Annotated in this window: 22 protein-coding genes; 3 read left to right on the forward strand and 19 right to left on the reverse strand. The window is 36.5% G+C overall.

Features of this window, described 5'->3' with window-relative positions; all coding sequences use genetic code 11:
• Positions 1 to 214: 214 nt before the first annotated feature.
• The 8 genes from ispA to accB form a co-directional block, all read right to left on the reverse strand.
• On the reverse strand, positions 215 to 1,108 hold the full coding sequence (gene ispA / locus NSQ08_RS19605; protein WP_002015072.1) for a (2E,6E)-farnesyl diphosphate synthase: 894 nt from the start codon (positions 1,106 to 1,108) through the stop codon (positions 215 to 217).
• Positions 1,108 to 1,338, reverse strand: a complete 231-nt coding sequence (xseB, locus tag NSQ08_RS19610; RefSeq protein ID WP_000428422.1) for an exodeoxyribonuclease VII small subunit — start codon at positions 1,336 to 1,338, stop codon at positions 1,108 to 1,110. The genes ispA and xseB overlap by 1 nt, the downstream gene beginning before the upstream one ends.
• Positions 1,328 to 2,686, reverse strand: a complete 1,359-nt coding sequence (gene xseA / locus NSQ08_RS19615; RefSeq protein WP_002015068.1) for an exodeoxyribonuclease VII large subunit — start codon at positions 2,684 to 2,686, stop codon at positions 1,328 to 1,330. The genes xseB and xseA overlap by 11 nt, the downstream gene beginning before the upstream one ends.
• 26 nt (positions 2,687 to 2,712) lie before the next feature.
• Positions 2,713 to 3,573: a bifunctional methylenetetrahydrofolate dehydrogenase/methenyltetrahydrofolate cyclohydrolase FolD gene (gene folD, locus NSQ08_RS19620; RefSeq protein ID WP_149190907.1), complete on the reverse strand. Its 861-nt coding sequence runs from the start codon at positions 3,571 to 3,573 to the stop codon at positions 2,713 to 2,715.
• Between the two features lie 23 nt (positions 3,574 to 3,596).
• Positions 3,597 to 3,989, reverse strand: coding sequence for a N utilization substance protein NusB (gene nusB, locus NSQ08_RS19625; protein ID WP_002067080.1), 393 nt, complete (start codon positions 3,987 to 3,989; stop codon positions 3,597 to 3,599).
• Positions 3,990 to 4,337: 348 nt separating this feature from the next.
• Positions 4,338 to 4,730, reverse strand: coding sequence for an Asp23/Gls24 family envelope stress response protein (locus tag NSQ08_RS19630; RefSeq protein WP_000807630.1), 393 nt, complete (start codon positions 4,728 to 4,730; stop codon positions 4,338 to 4,340).
• 22 nt (positions 4,731 to 4,752) lie between these two features.
• A complete protein-coding gene (gene accC, locus NSQ08_RS19635; RefSeq protein WP_002015065.1) occupies positions 4,753 to 6,105 on the reverse strand; it encodes an acetyl-CoA carboxylase biotin carboxylase subunit in 1,353 nt (450 codons plus the stop codon).
• 16 nt (positions 6,106 to 6,121) lie between these two features.
• Positions 6,122 to 6,610 carry an acetyl-CoA carboxylase biotin carboxyl carrier protein gene (gene accB, locus NSQ08_RS19640; protein ID WP_002033941.1) on the reverse strand — a complete coding sequence of 163 codons (489 nt, stop codon included), beginning with the start codon at positions 6,608 to 6,610 and terminating at the stop codon, positions 6,122 to 6,124.
• A gap of 471 nt (positions 6,611 to 7,081) precedes the next feature.
• On the opposite strand from accB, the gene NSQ08_RS19645 reads away from it, so the two are divergent.
• On the forward strand, positions 7,082 to 7,279 hold the full coding sequence (locus NSQ08_RS19645; protein ID WP_012261697.1) for a hypothetical protein: 198 nt from the start codon (positions 7,082 to 7,084) through the stop codon (positions 7,277 to 7,279).
• A gap of 58 nt (positions 7,280 to 7,337) precedes the next feature.
• Here NSQ08_RS19645 and NSQ08_RS19650 read toward each other — a convergent pair whose 3' ends face one another.
• The 9 genes from NSQ08_RS19650 to NSQ08_RS19690 are packed head-to-tail and all read right to left on the reverse strand — an operon-like array spanning position 7,338 to position 12,859.
• Positions 7,338 to 7,994, reverse strand: coding sequence for a SpoIIIAH-like family protein (locus NSQ08_RS19650; protein ID WP_002015062.1), 657 nt, complete (start codon positions 7,992 to 7,994; stop codon positions 7,338 to 7,340).
• A 15-nt stretch (positions 7,995 to 8,009) separates the two neighbouring features.
• Complete coding sequence (spoIIIAG, locus tag NSQ08_RS19655) at positions 8,010 to 8,672, reverse strand: stage III sporulation protein AG (protein WP_340778170.1); 663 nt, start codon at positions 8,670 to 8,672, stop codon at positions 8,010 to 8,012.
• Positions 8,662 to 9,294, reverse strand: coding sequence for a stage III sporulation protein AF (gene spoIIIAF, locus NSQ08_RS19660; RefSeq protein WP_002015059.1), 633 nt, complete (start codon positions 9,292 to 9,294; stop codon positions 8,662 to 8,664). The genes spoIIIAG and spoIIIAF overlap by 11 nt, the downstream gene beginning before the upstream one ends.
• A 12-nt stretch (positions 9,295 to 9,306) precedes the next feature.
• Complete coding sequence (spoIIIAE, locus tag NSQ08_RS19665) at positions 9,307 to 10,479, reverse strand: stage III sporulation protein AE (RefSeq protein ID WP_002067101.1); 1,173 nt, start codon at positions 10,477 to 10,479, stop codon at positions 9,307 to 9,309.
• Between the two features lie 10 nt (positions 10,480 to 10,489).
• A complete protein-coding gene (gene spoIIIAD / locus NSQ08_RS19670; RefSeq protein WP_078172833.1) occupies positions 10,490 to 10,873 on the reverse strand; it encodes a stage III sporulation protein AD in 384 nt (127 codons plus the stop codon).
• A gap of 23 nt (positions 10,874 to 10,896) precedes the next feature.
• A complete protein-coding gene (gene spoIIIAC / locus NSQ08_RS19675) occupies positions 10,897 to 11,100 on the reverse strand; it encodes a stage III sporulation protein AC (RefSeq protein WP_000020914.1) in 204 nt (67 codons plus the stop codon).
• A 14-nt stretch (positions 11,101 to 11,114) separates the two neighbouring features.
• A complete protein-coding gene (gene spoIIIAB / locus NSQ08_RS19680) occupies positions 11,115 to 11,630 on the reverse strand; it encodes a stage III sporulation protein SpoIIIAB (protein ID WP_002088574.1) in 516 nt (171 codons plus the stop codon).
• A complete protein-coding gene (gene spoIIIAA, locus NSQ08_RS19685; RefSeq protein WP_002033984.1) occupies positions 11,624 to 12,550 on the reverse strand; it encodes a stage III sporulation protein AA in 927 nt (308 codons plus the stop codon). Before spoIIIAA ends, spoIIIAB begins: the two co-directional genes overlap by 7 nt.
• A gap of 27 nt (positions 12,551 to 12,577) precedes the next feature.
• Positions 12,578 to 12,859 (reverse strand): YqhV family protein, encoded by a 282-nt coding sequence (locus NSQ08_RS19690; RefSeq protein ID WP_033709832.1) that lies wholly within the window; start codon positions 12,857 to 12,859, stop codon positions 12,578 to 12,580.
• Between the two features lie 178 nt (positions 12,860 to 13,037).
• Between NSQ08_RS19690 and NSQ08_RS19695 the strand changes: the two genes are divergently transcribed.
• Entirely contained in the window at positions 13,038 to 13,619 is a 582-nt protein-coding gene (locus NSQ08_RS19695; RefSeq protein ID WP_137075991.1) for a GNAT family N-acetyltransferase, read from the forward strand.
• Positions 13,600 to 13,920, forward strand: a complete 321-nt coding sequence (locus NSQ08_RS19700; protein ID WP_016100630.1) for a hypothetical protein — start codon at positions 13,600 to 13,602, stop codon at positions 13,918 to 13,920. Before NSQ08_RS19695 ends, NSQ08_RS19700 begins: the two co-directional genes overlap by 20 nt.
• 35 nt (positions 13,921 to 13,955) lie before the next feature.
• On the opposite strand, the gene efp is transcribed toward NSQ08_RS19700, so the two are convergent.
• Entirely contained in the window at positions 13,956 to 14,513 is a 558-nt protein-coding gene (gene efp / locus NSQ08_RS19705) for an elongation factor P (protein WP_002033989.1), read from the reverse strand.
• Between the two features lie 21 nt (positions 14,514 to 14,534).
• The gene (pepQ, locus tag NSQ08_RS19710) at positions 14,535 to 15,596 is read right to left on the reverse strand and encodes a Xaa-Pro dipeptidase (RefSeq protein ID WP_340778185.1); all 1,062 of its coding nucleotides are present in this window, start codon (positions 15,594 to 15,596) and stop codon (positions 14,535 to 14,537) included.
• Positions 15,597 to 15,598 lie beyond the last annotated feature (2 nt).

The following is a 15,598-nucleotide window of genomic DNA, read 5'->3' on the forward strand; positions in this document are numbered from 1 at the left end:
TTATCTTGTCCTGCTTTCAGAAAACACTTCCATTTTTTCACTTATCATATTATACATCATATTTCTTTACGTGATGAAAAAAATAGCCGCTAACACGAAGTGATAACGGCAATGTAATCTACATATATTTTTGCCAATAACAAGAAAAGAAAAACCTTTCCTACATTTATATCATAAAATGATGAATGACTCAACAAATGGAAACGCTGTTATATTAGTTATTACGTTTTGCGATTAAATCACAAATAGATAGTAAATATTCATCTTGTAATTGTAAGGAGCTAATAGAATCTTTTGCTTTTGCAATTTTCTCCTCTAAAATAGATTTTGCTCTATCTACAGTAAATAACGTCGTATATGTGCTCTTCTCGTTGGAAGCATCACTACCAATCGGTTTTCCAATCTCTTCTTCTGTTCCTTCTACATCCAAAATATCATCTCTAATTTGGAAAGCTAGACCGATATATTTCGCAAATGCAAGTAACTTCTCTTCTTGCTCTTCTGTAGCATCAGAAAGTATCGCGCCTGCAAGTACAGCAAACTCAAGCAGTTTACCTGTCTTATGATTATGAATGTACTCTAATTCATTAATTGTAAGTCGTTTTCCTTCAGCTTCCATATCTGCCACTTGTCCAGCAACCATTCCTTCAGGTCCTGCTGCTTTCGCAAGCTCAAGTACAAGTCTTACTTTTTTTTCAGCAGAGATTTCTTTTTGCTCATATGCCATAATAACTTGAAAAGCATATGTCAACAAACCATCTCCCGCTAAAACTGCCATTGCTTCACCAAATACTTTATGATTTGTAGGCTTTCCTCGTCTTAGATCATCATCATCCATACAAGGTAAATCATCATGAATTAACGAATATGTATGAATCATTTCAAGGGCACAAGCTGCACCCACTCCAAGATTTCTTTCTTTCCCAAACGCTTGTAACGTTGCAAATAAAAGTAACGGGCGGAGACGTTTCCCACCCGCTTCCAAAGAATATGCCATCGCTTCACGAAGCACATTTGGACATTGTAATTCATTTGCATAGCTTACAAGCTTTTCTTCTACGAAAGTTTTACTCTCTTTCAAAAAAGCATCAAAAGCTATATGTGTCACTATGCTTCATCTCCTAAAGCAGTAAACGGTTTAAGCTCTCCATCTTCCCCAAGGATAACTGCCATTTGTTCTTGTACATCTTTCAATTTCTCATCACAAAGCTTAGATAATTCCATGCCTTCCTTAAAATAAGAAATTGCTTCCTCTAAAGGTACATCACCTTGTTCAAGCTTAGAAACGAGATGCTCAAGCTGCGAAATTGCTTCTTCAAAGCTTAACTTATTTTCCATTATTCAATTCACGCTCCTCTATGCTTGATACGCTACAATCTAGTATTCCATCTTGTAATTGAACCGAAACAGCATCTCCAAGGCTAACATCTTTCACGCTTTTTAATACTTGTTTCTCTTCATCGTATACAAGCCCATACCCTCTCATCATTACTTTAAGCGGGCTTAATACCTCAAGCTTTTGAGCCGCTCTCACAAATACGAACTCCTTCGTTTGAAGTAATGTTTGCATTTCACGTTGCAACTGCTTTTGCAACGTTTCAATTGCCGTTTTCGTTTGTATAATTTTTTGAGATGGGTGGTGCTTTTCTAAATAAAATGAAAGTTGCTTTAATTGATTTACTTTTTTATCTATATAACGCTCTTTCGCTAAAACAAGTTGTTCAAGAGCCCTGTCTAACTGCTCTTCTTTTTGCTCGTACACTTGCCTTGGATAACGGAACGCATAAGATTTTTGTAACACTTGCAGTTTTTCTTCTTTTTTATGTACTCTCTCTCTCATTGCTCTTTGCAATCTCAGAGTTCTTTGTAATACCTTTTCTTGTAACTCTATAGTATTAGGTACCGCCAGCTCAGCTGCTGCAGTCGGTGTTGGTGCACGTAAATCCGCGACAAAATCTGCGATTGTAAAATCTGTTTCATGGCCTACAGCCGAAATAATCGGAATCTCACTTGTGAAAATTTCTCTTGCAACTACTTCCTCATTAAAGGCCCATAATTCTTCAATAGAGCCTCCACCACGTCCAACAATTAAAACATCAATATCTCCCATTTCATTCGCTGTACGAATTGCTTGTACAATCGAGGGAGCTGCTGACTCCCCTTGTACAAGTACAGGAAACACAATAACATTTCCAATTGGATAACGACGTTTAATTGTTGTTATAATATCGCGAATTGCTGCTCCTGTTGGCGACGTGATTACACCTATTGTTTTAGCATACGGAGGAATTATTTTTTTATAAACTTGAGAAAACAAGCCCTCTTCCTCTAAACGAACTTTTAATTGCTCATAAGCTAAATGCAAGTTTCCAATTCCGTCAGGCTGCATGTCTTGAATATAAATTTGATAAGAACCACTCGCCTCATAAACAGAAATCTTTCCTTTTACAAGTACTTTCATTCCATTTTCCGGCCTGAATTTAATGTTACGATTATGACCCGCAAACATAACCGCTGCAATTCTTGCATTTTCATCTTTCAATGTAAAATACATATGACCACGACTATGATATTTAAAGTTGGAAATTTCTCCTTTTAACCAAACAGACTGTAAATGCGGATCATACTCTATTTTTGTTTTAATATAGCGTGTTAATGCTGTAACGGTTAAATATTGTTTCTCCATTTCTCTCTCCTCATAGCCGATTCAAATTATTGACAAACAACACCTGCACGCTTTGCAGACTCCACAGTGTTGTGAAGAAGCATTGTAATAGTCATTGGGCCGACTCCTTTTGGCACAGGCGTAATGTAACCTGCAACGTCTAATACATTGTCAAAATCAACATCACCACAAAGTTTGCCTGTTTCTAAACGGTTAACACCAACATCAATTACAACCGCACCCTCTTTAATATAGTCAGCTGTTACCATTTTCGGTCGTCCAACGGCTACGATTAAAATATCAGCTAACTTCGATAATTCTTTTATATTTCGCGTCTTAGAATGACAATATGTGACAGTTGCATTTTCATTTAAAAACAGTTGCCCCACTGGTTTACCAACAATATTACTTCTTCCAATTACAACAACATGCTTTCCAGAAATATCAAGATTCGTTTCTTTTACTAATTCTAAAATGCCATGCGGTGTACATGGAAGGAATGTGTCTTGTCCCGTCATCATACGTCCTACGCTGATTGGGTGAAATCCATCTACATCCTTTTCCGGTGAAATTCTTTCAATGATAGCTTTTTCTTCAATATGTTTTGGTAAAGGTAATTGTACCAATATGCCATTAATGCGGTCGTCTCCATTTAAGCGATCGATTTCAGCAAGCAAACGCTCCTCAGTAATCGTTTCAGGAAGTTCAATTAGCTCTGAATAGATTCCTACTTGCTCACAGCCTTTTTCTTTTCCTTTTACATAAGAACGAGATGCTGGATCTTCTCCAACTAAAATAACTGCTAATCCTGGTACAATCCCTTGCTCTTTTAACTTCACAACTTTTTCTTTTAATTGTGCTCGTTTTTTCTCCGCAACTTCATTTCCTTTGATGATTACTGCTACCATTTTAAGTTTCCCCCTTAAAGAAATTACAGTGTATCTTTTATATTAGATAAAACGCCGTTAATAAAACGACGAGATTCCTCATCCCCAAATGTTTTTGCGATTTCAATTGCTTCGTTAATTGTTACATTGTGCGGAATTTCTTCCATGTATTTCATCTCACACACAGCTACACGTAAAATACTGCGATCAACAATACTAATACGCTCAAGCTTCCACTTTTTTAAATTTTGACGAATTGCTGCGTCAATTTCTTCTTTGTTGTCTACAAATCCTACAACAAGTGATTCTAGAAACTCATTTGTTTCTTCGCCTTCATCTAGCGTATTTTCCACCGCTACTTTCGGTTCTAATTCACCTGTAATATCCATTTGGTATAATGCTTGCATTGCTCTTTCTCTAGCCGTCCTACGTTTCATTGTAACTCTCCTTTATACTTCAAGTCTTTCCTTATGTTTTGTTATATTATTATAATTTATAAGCCGTCAATTCACTTACTCTTGCAGTTTTCATTGATTTTCCAACCTTATAATACAATGATAATAACACAATTTATCGTTTCACACACGGGGTACAAGGCTGAAAAATAATAAAAAGATTAACTTCAAGTTCCATATCTTATCACAATGTACGTTTTTTGGAAAAATGAAACATACCGTTTTATTTTTCTTTTTTTTTGAAATAGTATAATAATTAGAGGGTTTTAATTTGTGAAGAAATGAAACGATAAAAAAGATGCCTATTTTACTAGGCACCTTTTTCCACTCTTACACTGGTTCGATTTCTGTTTTTTGTGTTTCGAATGTTACGCCAACGATGTGAACGTTCACTTCTTTTGGCTCAAGTCCTGTCATTGTAAAGAGTGCTTGGCGAATATTGTCTTGAATTTTTTGTGCAACAACCGGAATCGCTACACCAAAATACATCACAACGTAAAGGTCAACAATAATATCTTCGTTTGCTAATTCAACCTTTACACCTTTACCATGATTTTTCTTACCTAACTTCTCAACAACATCTGTAGCAAAATTACCACGCATTGCCGCTACACCTTCTACTTCAGCAGCTGCAATACCTGCAATTACTTCGATTACTTCTGGTGCAATTTCTACTTTTCCAAGAGTTGTATCTTGACCCATATCTAACATATGTTCAGCCATGAAAAAAACCTCCTTTAATGTATCACTGCGTCACAAGTTCATGCTCTTCCAAAAATTTCGTGTTAAACTCACCTTTTACAAAATCAGGATGCTCTAGCAATTGCAAATGGAACGGGATTGTTGTATGTACGCCTTCAATGACAAACTCACTGAGCGCTCGCTTCATTTTTGCAATTGCCTCTTCACGTGTTTTTCCGTGAACAATTAATTTAGCAACCATCGAATCATAGAAAGGTGGTATTGAATATCCCGGATATACAGCTGAATCGACGCGAATACCAAATCCGCCTGGTGGTAAGTACATTTCTACTTTACCTGGAGATGGCATAAATTTTTTGGCAGGGTTTTCCGCATTAATTCGACATTCCATTGCCCAACCATTAAATTGTACTTCTTCTTGCTGTAACGATAACTTTTCTCCAGAAGCAACAAGAATTTGTTCTTTAATTAAATCCATCCCTGTTACCATTTCAGTAACTGGATGTTCAACTTGGATTCTCGTATTCATCTCCATGAAATAAAAGCTTTTCGTTTTATATTCATAAATAAACTCAACCGTACCAGCACCTGTATAATCAACCGCTACCGCCGCTTTAACTGCTGCCTCACCCATTTGCTTGCGAATATTCTCATCAAGTGCAGGTGATGGACTTTCTTCTAATAGTTTTTGCAGACGGCGCTGAATTGTACAATCACGCTCTCCTAAATGAATGGCATTTCCATGTGTATCTGCCATTATTTGAATCTCAACATGGCGGAAATCTTCAACGTACTTCTCCAAGTATACACCAGGGTTCCCAAAAGCGGTACTGGCTTCTTGCTGTGTAATTTGAATTCCTTTTACAAGCTCTTCTTCATGGCGCGCAACACGAATACCTTTTCCGCCGCCACCTGCAGTCGCTTTAATGATAACTGGATATCCAAGTTGATTAGCAAGCTCGATCGCTTCTTCGGTATTTTTAATAATCCCTTGTGAACCTGGTACAATCGGAACCCCTGCTTCTTTCATTGTATCACGTGCAACGTCTTTTGTGCCCATCTTTGAAATGGCTTCTGGGCTTGGACCGATAAAAATCAAGTTACACTCACGGCATAATTCTGCAAAATCTGCATTCTCTGCTAAAAATCCATATCCCGGATGAATTGCATCACAACCTGTTAATTTCGCAACACTAATAATGTTCGTCAAATTTAAATAGCTTTCTTTTGAAATCGTTGGTCCAACACAATACGCTTCATCTGCAATTTGCACATGAAGTGACTCTTTGTCTGCTTCTGAATAAATTGCAACTGTTTCAATATCCATTTCTTTACAAGCACGAATAATTCGTACAGCAATTTCCCCACGATTGGCTATTAATACTTTTTTTATCATCACAAAGACTCCCTTATTACGCTTTTACAAGAAATAGCGGTTGTCCATACTCAACAAGCTGTCCGTTATTAACAAGAATCTCAACAATTTCGCCCTCTACATCTGCGTCAATTTCGTTAAATAATTTCATAGCTTCAACAATACATACGATAGAATCTTTCGATACTCTGTCCCCAACACTTACATATTGAGGTGTATCAGGCGAAGAAGAGGAATAAAATGTCCCTACCATCGGTGATGTGATTTTATGTAGGTTTTCATCTTGAACAACTTTCTTCTCTTCTTGTTTTGGCGCTTCTACTTGCGCTGCCGCTACTGCTGTTTCTACTTCGACAGATGCTGCTGGCTGTACTACCTGTTTCGTTACCGGTGCTTGCACAGTAACTACTTCATTACCACGTTTTTTCATTTTGATTGTTGTACCGTCTTTTTTGTATTCAAATTCATCAATATTAGAGCTATCAATTAATTTAATTAATTCACGAACTTCTTGAATTTTAAACATGTAAAATCCACTCCCATACTCTTGTTTGTCCCGTTTTTACAGATTGGCATCAAACTGATTTACTGTAAAAATACGATGTATTCTATTAGAAAATTTATTCCTATGACATTTACTAATAGAAATATTTACTATTCCCATCTTACGCTAAATTTTTTAAACATTCCAATTTATATTTCTTTATTATAAATCGAAACTCCTGTAAAAATATTATTCCACCAAAAAATTATTACCTAGTAATAATACCAAGTTTCACACAAAATTGGCAAGACCACTTCCTAAAAAACATTCTTTACTTTTTCAAAACTGCAAAGTGTAAAAACGTAATTCCCTCAGCATTCTTCATTTTATCCACGGTAAAAAAACATATTTTTACCAAATATTATTTTTTTGTTTACGTGCCGTTCATTCTTCCTTCATAAAAGAATAGTATGTTCAAAGTGTAGCAAATTTATTGTAGTGAGGTGCGGACATATGATATGGCTCATCCTATTCTTGCCTGCCGTAGTGATTTGGACATTGGTCCTCTTCATTCACGTCAAATCTGGAAAAACTAATCACCATCATCACGAACCATTAATCTTTTACTCACAGCGTATTTCCCCGTTTCCAATTGAAAATACTAAATACAACTGCAAAGATGAAATAGAAAAAAGCTATCGAAAACGATAGCTTTTTTCTATTATTCTTTTATCTAATTTGAAGCAGCAACACCTATTATAATTTCAATTTATTTTACTGATGGATCAAATTTCACACCTACATCTTTTGAACCACCTTCACTTCTTACGAGCTGAATAATTTTATTCGCTTCTTTTTGTGAATGCTTTGCCGATTTAACTGTTACTTTAATGTCTGTTCCATCAGCTCTTACAAGAGCATCCTTATATCCGCCTTGAGATTTAATCACTGTCTCAAGTAATTGTTGCTTCGTTTCCATCGTAGTGATTGCATCAAGATTATCTTTCGCTTTACTCTTTTCTTCTGCTGAAGATTTTGATGACTTCATTACATTTTGTAACTTTTCTTTCTCTACACTACGCTGATCTTCCATTTGCATACGTAGCGCTGTAAAATTCTCATCGCTTGATTGAACTGTTACGCTAGCCTCTTTTTTACTTGTTTCTTTTTTGTCATTCTCTTTCTTGTCTGTTTCTTTATTTGTAGTTTCCTTGCTTGTATTTTCTTTTGTTGTCTCTTTATTTGTAGTTTCTTTCGTTGTTTCTTTTGTAACTGCTTTATCAACACCTTGCTTTTCTTGTCCCATCTTTTCACCCGTTGCCGGTGCTGCTGTATTCATTTTATCAGGAGTTGTTACGTAATAAACAGATAGTACAACCACTAAACTTAACATCGTTAATAGCCAAACCGTTTGTTTTTTTAACACTTTATTTCCTCCCTATCAATTTTTCGGTGATACTGAAACGCGATGAGCTGGTACATCTAATAATCGCGTCACAGCTTCTTTTACCATTGCTTTTATTTGTATATTATCCACTCCCTTTGCTACGACCAGAACACCTCGTACTTTCGGTTTCTCTGTTCGCAAAACAATTGGAGTTTCTTTATCACCTTCACGTATAATGACTGTCTTTTCATCAAGAGACTCGTCTTCTACTTCCCTTTTCCCGCCTGCTTTATCAGTTTCACCTGTCGTTTGTGAACGTTTTACTGTATTTTTCTCGAGTATTTTTTCTTCAGATGAATCTAAGTTCACTTTAATAGTTACATCTTTTACTCCCGCTATCTCTTCTAAAGAAGCTTTCAATTCTTGTTCATACGCTTTTTCGTATTTTTCTACATTTGACATATTATCATTGTTTTTTTGACCGAAAGTTGGTACATCTTTATCTTGGCTTTGACTTGTCTTTTCTTTAAACACAGGCACTTCTTCTTTTTTAGGTGATAAGAGATTACTAGAAAACATAAGCGCAATCCCAAGTATGAGTAGGACAAGCAAAAACTTAGGTGTTACCTTTTTCCCCTTCTCATTACTTTCTTTTCCATCCCCATTTAATAGGTTTCGAAAAAATGAGAACCTCGAATTTTTATCTTTATTGTCCATTTACGCTACCTGTCCTCCCTTCCATCTGAACTTGGATTTGTTTATCCTCTAGTTGCCACCTGCTTGAAAAGAAATCTTTCATTTCTACATTCGTTTCTTCTATTTTTTTTGGAGGTTCTTTCATATTAATTTCAATTGGCTTTACTGTTTCGATTGCATCATTTTTACTACGTTCTTTTTCTTTCAACGTCACAACAACAGATTGAATATCTTTCGCTGATTTTACTTCTTCTGCATGTTCCACTGCGACTATTTGTATTTCAGAGACTGTCATACCATACTTTTTCTCAAACTCTTTTCCTACGTCTTTTTTCATTTTGGTAGCCATCTCTTCTAAACTATATGCACGTGTTAGAGCTTGTATTTCTTTTTTCTTCGAATCTATCGAATTTTTTACAGATCCATCTGCTACGTACTTTTCCTCATTGAAATTTGCGATAACTTCATTTACATCTGTTTGTAACAACTTAAATAGAGGCGTTAAAATTAATACGACTAACAATAGACTTACAACGAATTTAACGTACTTTTGCAAATTTGAATTTGGAAGAATAAGATGAAGCATTGTCGCTAAGAGTAAAAAAACGATAATATTTCTAATCCACTCTGTAACAAATTGCATACTCTTCACCTCCTACCGCATCATGAGAGTAATGTTCCCGGCAGCAATAATAATTGTGATACTTAAAAAGAACATAAATGATACGATAGCTAAGCAAGCAAATACGTAAATGATACTTCGTCCAATGATATCTAAACATTGAATAATTGCTCCTCCGCCTACTGGTTGCAATACTGCTGCTGCGAATTTATAAATAAACGCGATACAAAAAATTTGAATCGCTGGGAAAGCGACAATTAAGCATAAAATAACGAGCCCGATAATTCCGACTGTGTTTTTTAATAATCCAGATGCACTAATAACAGTATCCGCCGCCTCAGTAAACATCCTTCCTACTACAGGAATGAAATTTCCTGTTACAAATTTAGCCGTTTTCACAGCTATACCATCAGCAACGGCTGACGCTGTTCCCTGTACAGATAATACGCCTAAAAAAACCGTCAAAAAGATACCAATAATCCCAACACTAACGTTTTGCAAAAGCTTGGACAATTTCGTAACTTTATATTGATCACTCATCGTGCTTACAATACTTAATATAGTTGCAAGTAATAAAAGTGGTAGAACGATATAGTTCATAAGAAGCCCACTCGTATTCATTAAGAAAATGATGATTGGATGAAAAAATGATACAGAAACAACACCGCCGCCTGTTGCTACGAGTGCAAGTAAAATTGGTAATAACGCTAGTATAAAATCTACCATTGTTTGTATCGTCTCTCTTGCATATGTCATAACGACATAAAAACTATTTAAAGCGAAAATAATAAGTACCATGTATACGACTGCATCAGCGATTTTACTCACGCTACTCTTTGAAAAAGCAGATTGCAACGATTGCAACAATGCACTGAAAATCGTGAGCATAATGAGCGTTCCGAGTAACTTTCCATTTGCAACAAGCTCATGAAATAAATATTTTAGTAGACCTATCATCCACTCTTTTATGGAGAACTCTTTTTCTCCCTTTACAAACTCCATAAAGCTTCCTTTTTGACTCTCTGGTAAATAGCCTCCATACTTTGTAACAAGCCCGTCCCAAAATTGCTTCACATCTTCAATTCCGAGCTTATCCAATTGTTGATCAACGACGTTTGTTTCTATAGGAGAAGCTTGTACAACAATCGGTAAAGAAAAGAAAAGGAAGCAAGCAAATAATAGCTTAGCTCCAAACTTCCTCAACATTCACTCCCCCTTATCCCGTAGGTAAAAAACCGAGAATTGTTTCAATTACAACCGTCAAAATAGGAATTGCCATGACGAGAATTAAGATTTTCCCAGCTAATTCAATTTTCGAAGCGATTGCACCTTGACCAGCATCCTTTGTAATTTGCGCACCAAACTCAGCGATATAAGCAATCCCTATAATTTTCAATAACGTTTCTACATATACGTTGCTAACCTTCGCTTCACTCGCCACTCTCTCAATCATTTGTAAAATAGAATGAATTTGATCGATTAAGAGAAGAAACATCATGCTACCAATGAACACAATAAATAACGATGTAATACTAGACTTATGCTGATTTAAAACAGCAGCTAAAAATGTAGCAACGAGGCCTAATCCGACAATTTGTATAATTTCGATTCGAACCGCCTCCTTTACTGGAAGAGAAAGACACTTTTAATCTTGTCGAATAGAGTATTAATTAAAAATGCAACATGAAACAAAATAACGACAAAACCGACAAGGATAACCCAATTTGCAATATCCTCTCGCTTTAATTCTTTTAGTACAGTATGAATGAAAGCTAAAACAATGCCGATTCCGGCGATTTGAAATATTAATCCAACATCAATGGACATCGCCTTTCTCCCCCCTATAGCAGTAAAATTACGATAAGTAGCCCTGCTAGTACCCCTAAACTCTTTATCATTTTTTCATATTGTAGTTGTAATGCTTTCGCTTCTCCTTCTTCTCTCTCCAAATGTGTAATACATAAGCGAATATGTTTTTGCTGTGATTCACGATCATGTTGTCCAAGTGTTTCACCAAATTGTTGTAAGATTTCATACTCGGTTTGTTTAAACGCCGTTAACGTCCAGTTCTCCTTCAAACTATCAATCCAAGCTTCTCTAACTGTTTGCTCCCCGTCCTCTAGCCGTTTCGAAAAGCTTTGAAATATCCAATTTAACGGCTTCGGCATTTGTTTGACTAAACGCTCTGCAGCCTCAGATAACGGCGTGTGTCCATACATAATTTCAGCTTCTAATGATTGCAATGCTGCCTTCAATAACCTAAGTTGCCGCGGTCTCTCACTGTACCTTTTAGCGTATGAAAATCCGAAAAAAGTGCTAACAGCAACTATTAATACCGCACCAAATATTTTCACCATACGCCTTGAACCTTTCTATGGGATAATACTGGTTTTCCATCTCTATCTTTCACTTGCATAACTGTTCCTGGCCCTCTCGCTTTTGATAATTCCACAAACCTATCAAATACACCAAGTTCCAGCACCGCCTGTAACGATGGACGTTTCACAACATCATCATAAGAAAATCCATGTGCACTTATAAAAAGCTGAACACCTGCATGTACCGCCTCCATAATCGCTTCACTATCTTCTTTACGTCCAATTTCATCTACGATTAATATGTCTGGGCTCATAGAACGAATCATCATCATCATTCCTTCAGCTTTTGGACAAGCGTCTAATACATCTACTCGCACGCCAAAGTCATATTGCGGGATTCCTTTCACACAGCCCGCAATTTCTGATCGTTCATCAACAATCCCCACTTTACATGAAGGAATTTTCGAAGCACTTACACCTTGACTCATACAGCGTGCTACATCTCTTAAAAGTGTTGTTTTCCCCGTTTGCGGTGGGCCAATTACCATCGTGTTTAACCATCGCGATTCATAAAGATATGGCAGAAGCGGCTCAGCAATCCCTATTTTTTGACGGGCAATACGAATATTAAAAGAAGAGACATCTCGAATCATTTTCACTGCGCTTTTTTCTGTAATGACTTTTCCAGCTAGGCCAATTCTATGTCCTCCTCGTAGTGTCACATATCCACGTTTCAATTCCTCTTCCATCGTATAAATTGAGAATTGACTTAATTTATTCAATAAATGGATTGCATCTTCCGCTGTAGCGATATAGTCATAGAAAAACACTTCTCCATGTGCAATACACTCTAGTGGCCTTCCAATTCGAACGCGAATTTCCTCTAGAGTATCGTATTGTTTACAGCATTCAACTAACTGTCTCATCGCTTTCGGTAAAACTTCTAATACTTCTTTCATAAGCTTCTCCCCACTATACTCGACTTACTATTTCAACAACGCGATAAAAATGCAGCCAATTCCAAGCGCTAGAAAAAAGAGTTTCAAGAAAGAAATCTCACTTGCTACACTCGCTATGCCAATTGTCATTGTTAAAATTAATACGGTCGGTCCAACAAACGCCAACATACCATTTATAAACAATGCTTTCTTCGCATCATTCACGTAAAGCATAAGCAGAGCGGCGAATATTTCCACGCTTCCTGAAAACAACCGAAGTAATCCCATAACAAGCACGGATGTTTCCATTGCCGCTAGCCACTGTTTCATTCTCCCACCTTCTCCCATAACAGTTACTACTTCCTTATTCTGAAAAAGAATATATTTGTACAACCATATGCAGAGGTTGTCTATTTCAGAAGTAAAAACATAATTTTTCTCTATCGACTTAATATAAAACTGAATATTCTAATTAATTTATGGTATATTTAATAGAAAAGGAGCATAGATGATGAAGCAAGTTACTTTATTACCGCTCGATTTACGATATGCAAATGTGATTTTTGAGCTATCAAGCAATCCACATGTAAAAAATGCATTAGGGCTAAAAGTAGAATCAGTGGAAGATACAAAAACATTCATTCTTTTTGCAATTGAAGAGGAACGAAAAAATCACTCCTTATCAAGAGTGATTGTAAATGAAGAAAATGAAATAATTGGCCTCACCACACTTAAACATATTAATTATGAGAAAAAGCAATCTCACATTGGCAGTTGGATCGGCTATCCATACTGGGGAAAAGGATATAACGAGGCCGCTAAAAAAGAAATCTTTAAAGTTGCTTTCTTAGACTTACAACTCACATACGTATTCGCCGGTGCTAAAACGAATAACATTCGCTCTTTAAAAGCACAAGAGAAACTATCTTACATTTCATTACATGTGGAAAAACAATTTCCAGACGTACACGCTGCACTTGAGAAAGAAGTAAAGTCACCTTGCTCACTACATGTCGTATCACGCAAGAATTTTTCAAATTGGCTGGACGTACAAAATGAGGGGGGAAAATATGAAAGCATTAAAAATTAGTTTAACAATTGTAGTAGAATTAGCTATTATTTATCTTTTTTCAAAAATGGTCGGCTGGTCATTTTTGGAGAGCTTTTTCCTTGGCAGTCTAGCAATATTTGCAATTACGTGGTTAATTATTATGAGTAACTTTAGAAATAACAATATGGATCATGTAACGAATAAAACTTTTACCGGTATTGAAACTGGTGAAATACGCCCGTTTCAAATTGTTTTGACTCCATATATTATGGGTACCCTTTCACTCGTCACAGTTAGTTTTGTTATAACTGCAATTTACTATCTGCCCTATTTCCTATAAAAAAAGCACTCGTGATAATCACGAGTGCTTTTCTACTATGCACGAGAAACGTATTTACCTTCACCAGTGTTGATGATAAGCATTTCGCCTTCATTAATGAAGATTGGTACTTGTACAACAAGACCAGTTTCTAATTTAGCTGGTTTTGTTACGTTAGAAGCTGTGTCACCTTTAATACCAGGTTCTGTTTCTGACACTGTTAATTCAACTGTGTTCGGAAGCTCAACACCAAGTACTTCATCTTGGTATGTCATAATAGATACTCCCATGTTTTCTTTTAAGAATTTTAATTCGCGCTCGATTTGGTTTTCGCCAAGTTCGATTTGCTCATAAGTTTCGTTATCCATAAATACGTGAGACTCACCGCTCGCGTATAAGTATTGCATACGACGGTTTTCGATGTGTGCTTTTTCTACTTTTTCACCTGCACGGAATGTTTTCTCTTGAACAGATCCTGTGCGAAGGTTACGTAGTTTAGAGCGAACGAATGCAGCACCTTTACCTGGCTTTACGTGTTGGAAATCCATTACTTGCCAAAGGGCATTGTCCACTGAAATTGTTAAACCTGTACGAAAATCGTTTACTGAAATCATGTAAAAAAATCCTCCTGTGTATTACAAAATAATAAGTTCTTTTGGTGATTTCGTTATTACTTCATTGCCTTCACTTGTTACAATGATATCATCTTCAATACGTACCCCGCCAACACCTGGAATATAAATACCTGGTTCTACTGTTACAGCCATACCTGGTTCAAGTACTGTATCAGAACGGAACGCTAAACCTGGTGCTTCATGGATTTCAAGACCGATTCCATGACCAGTAGAGTGTCCGAAGTATTCACCATATCCTTTTTCCGTTATGTAATCACGCGTTAATGCATCAGCCTCACGACCCGTTAAACCAGCTTTAATACCGTTCACACCACGTAGTTGTGCTTCTAAAACGATATTATAAATTTCTTTTAATTTATCAGATGGTTCACCGACTGCAATCGTACGAGTAATATCAGAGCAATATCCTTTGTAATAAGCGCCGAAGTCTAATGTAACGAAATCTCCTTTTTCTATCACTTTTTCAGATGCCACGCCGTGCGGTAATGCCGAACGAAGACCTGAAGCAACGATAATATCAAACGAAGAAGATGTTGCTCCTTGTTTTCTCATGAAAAATTCAAGTTCATTTGACACTTCAATTTCAGATACTCCCGGGCGAATGAATGATAGAATATGCTCAAAGGCAGCATCTGCAATCTGTGCAGCTTCCTTTAATATCTTAATCTCTGAATCAGTCTTTATCAAGCGTAACTTTTCTACAAGCCCAGAAGTTGGGATGAATTCAGCTTCGATCGCTTCATTATGCGTTACGTAAGAGCTATATGTAAGATTATCTTGCTCAAAGCCTAGCTTTTGAATTCCAAGTTCTTTAACTTGTTTCGCAACTTCATCAAGAATTAATCCTGGATGCTGCACTATTTCGTATCCAACCGCTTGCTTACTAGCTTGCTCTACATAACGGAAATCTGTAATAAATAGAGCACGCTCTTTTGAAATTAGTACAACACCAGCTGTTCCTGTGAAATTCGCCATATATCTACGGCTATGTTCATTCGTTAATACGATACCGTCAATACCAGCCTCATCAAACGCACTTCTTAATCTCTCGATCTTTTCCATTA

It is taken from the genome of Bacillus sp. FSL E2-8887 (assembly GCF_038007205.1).
GTDB classification, from domain to species: Bacteria; Bacillota; Bacilli; order Bacillales; family Bacillaceae_G; genus Bacillus_A; species Bacillus_A mycoides.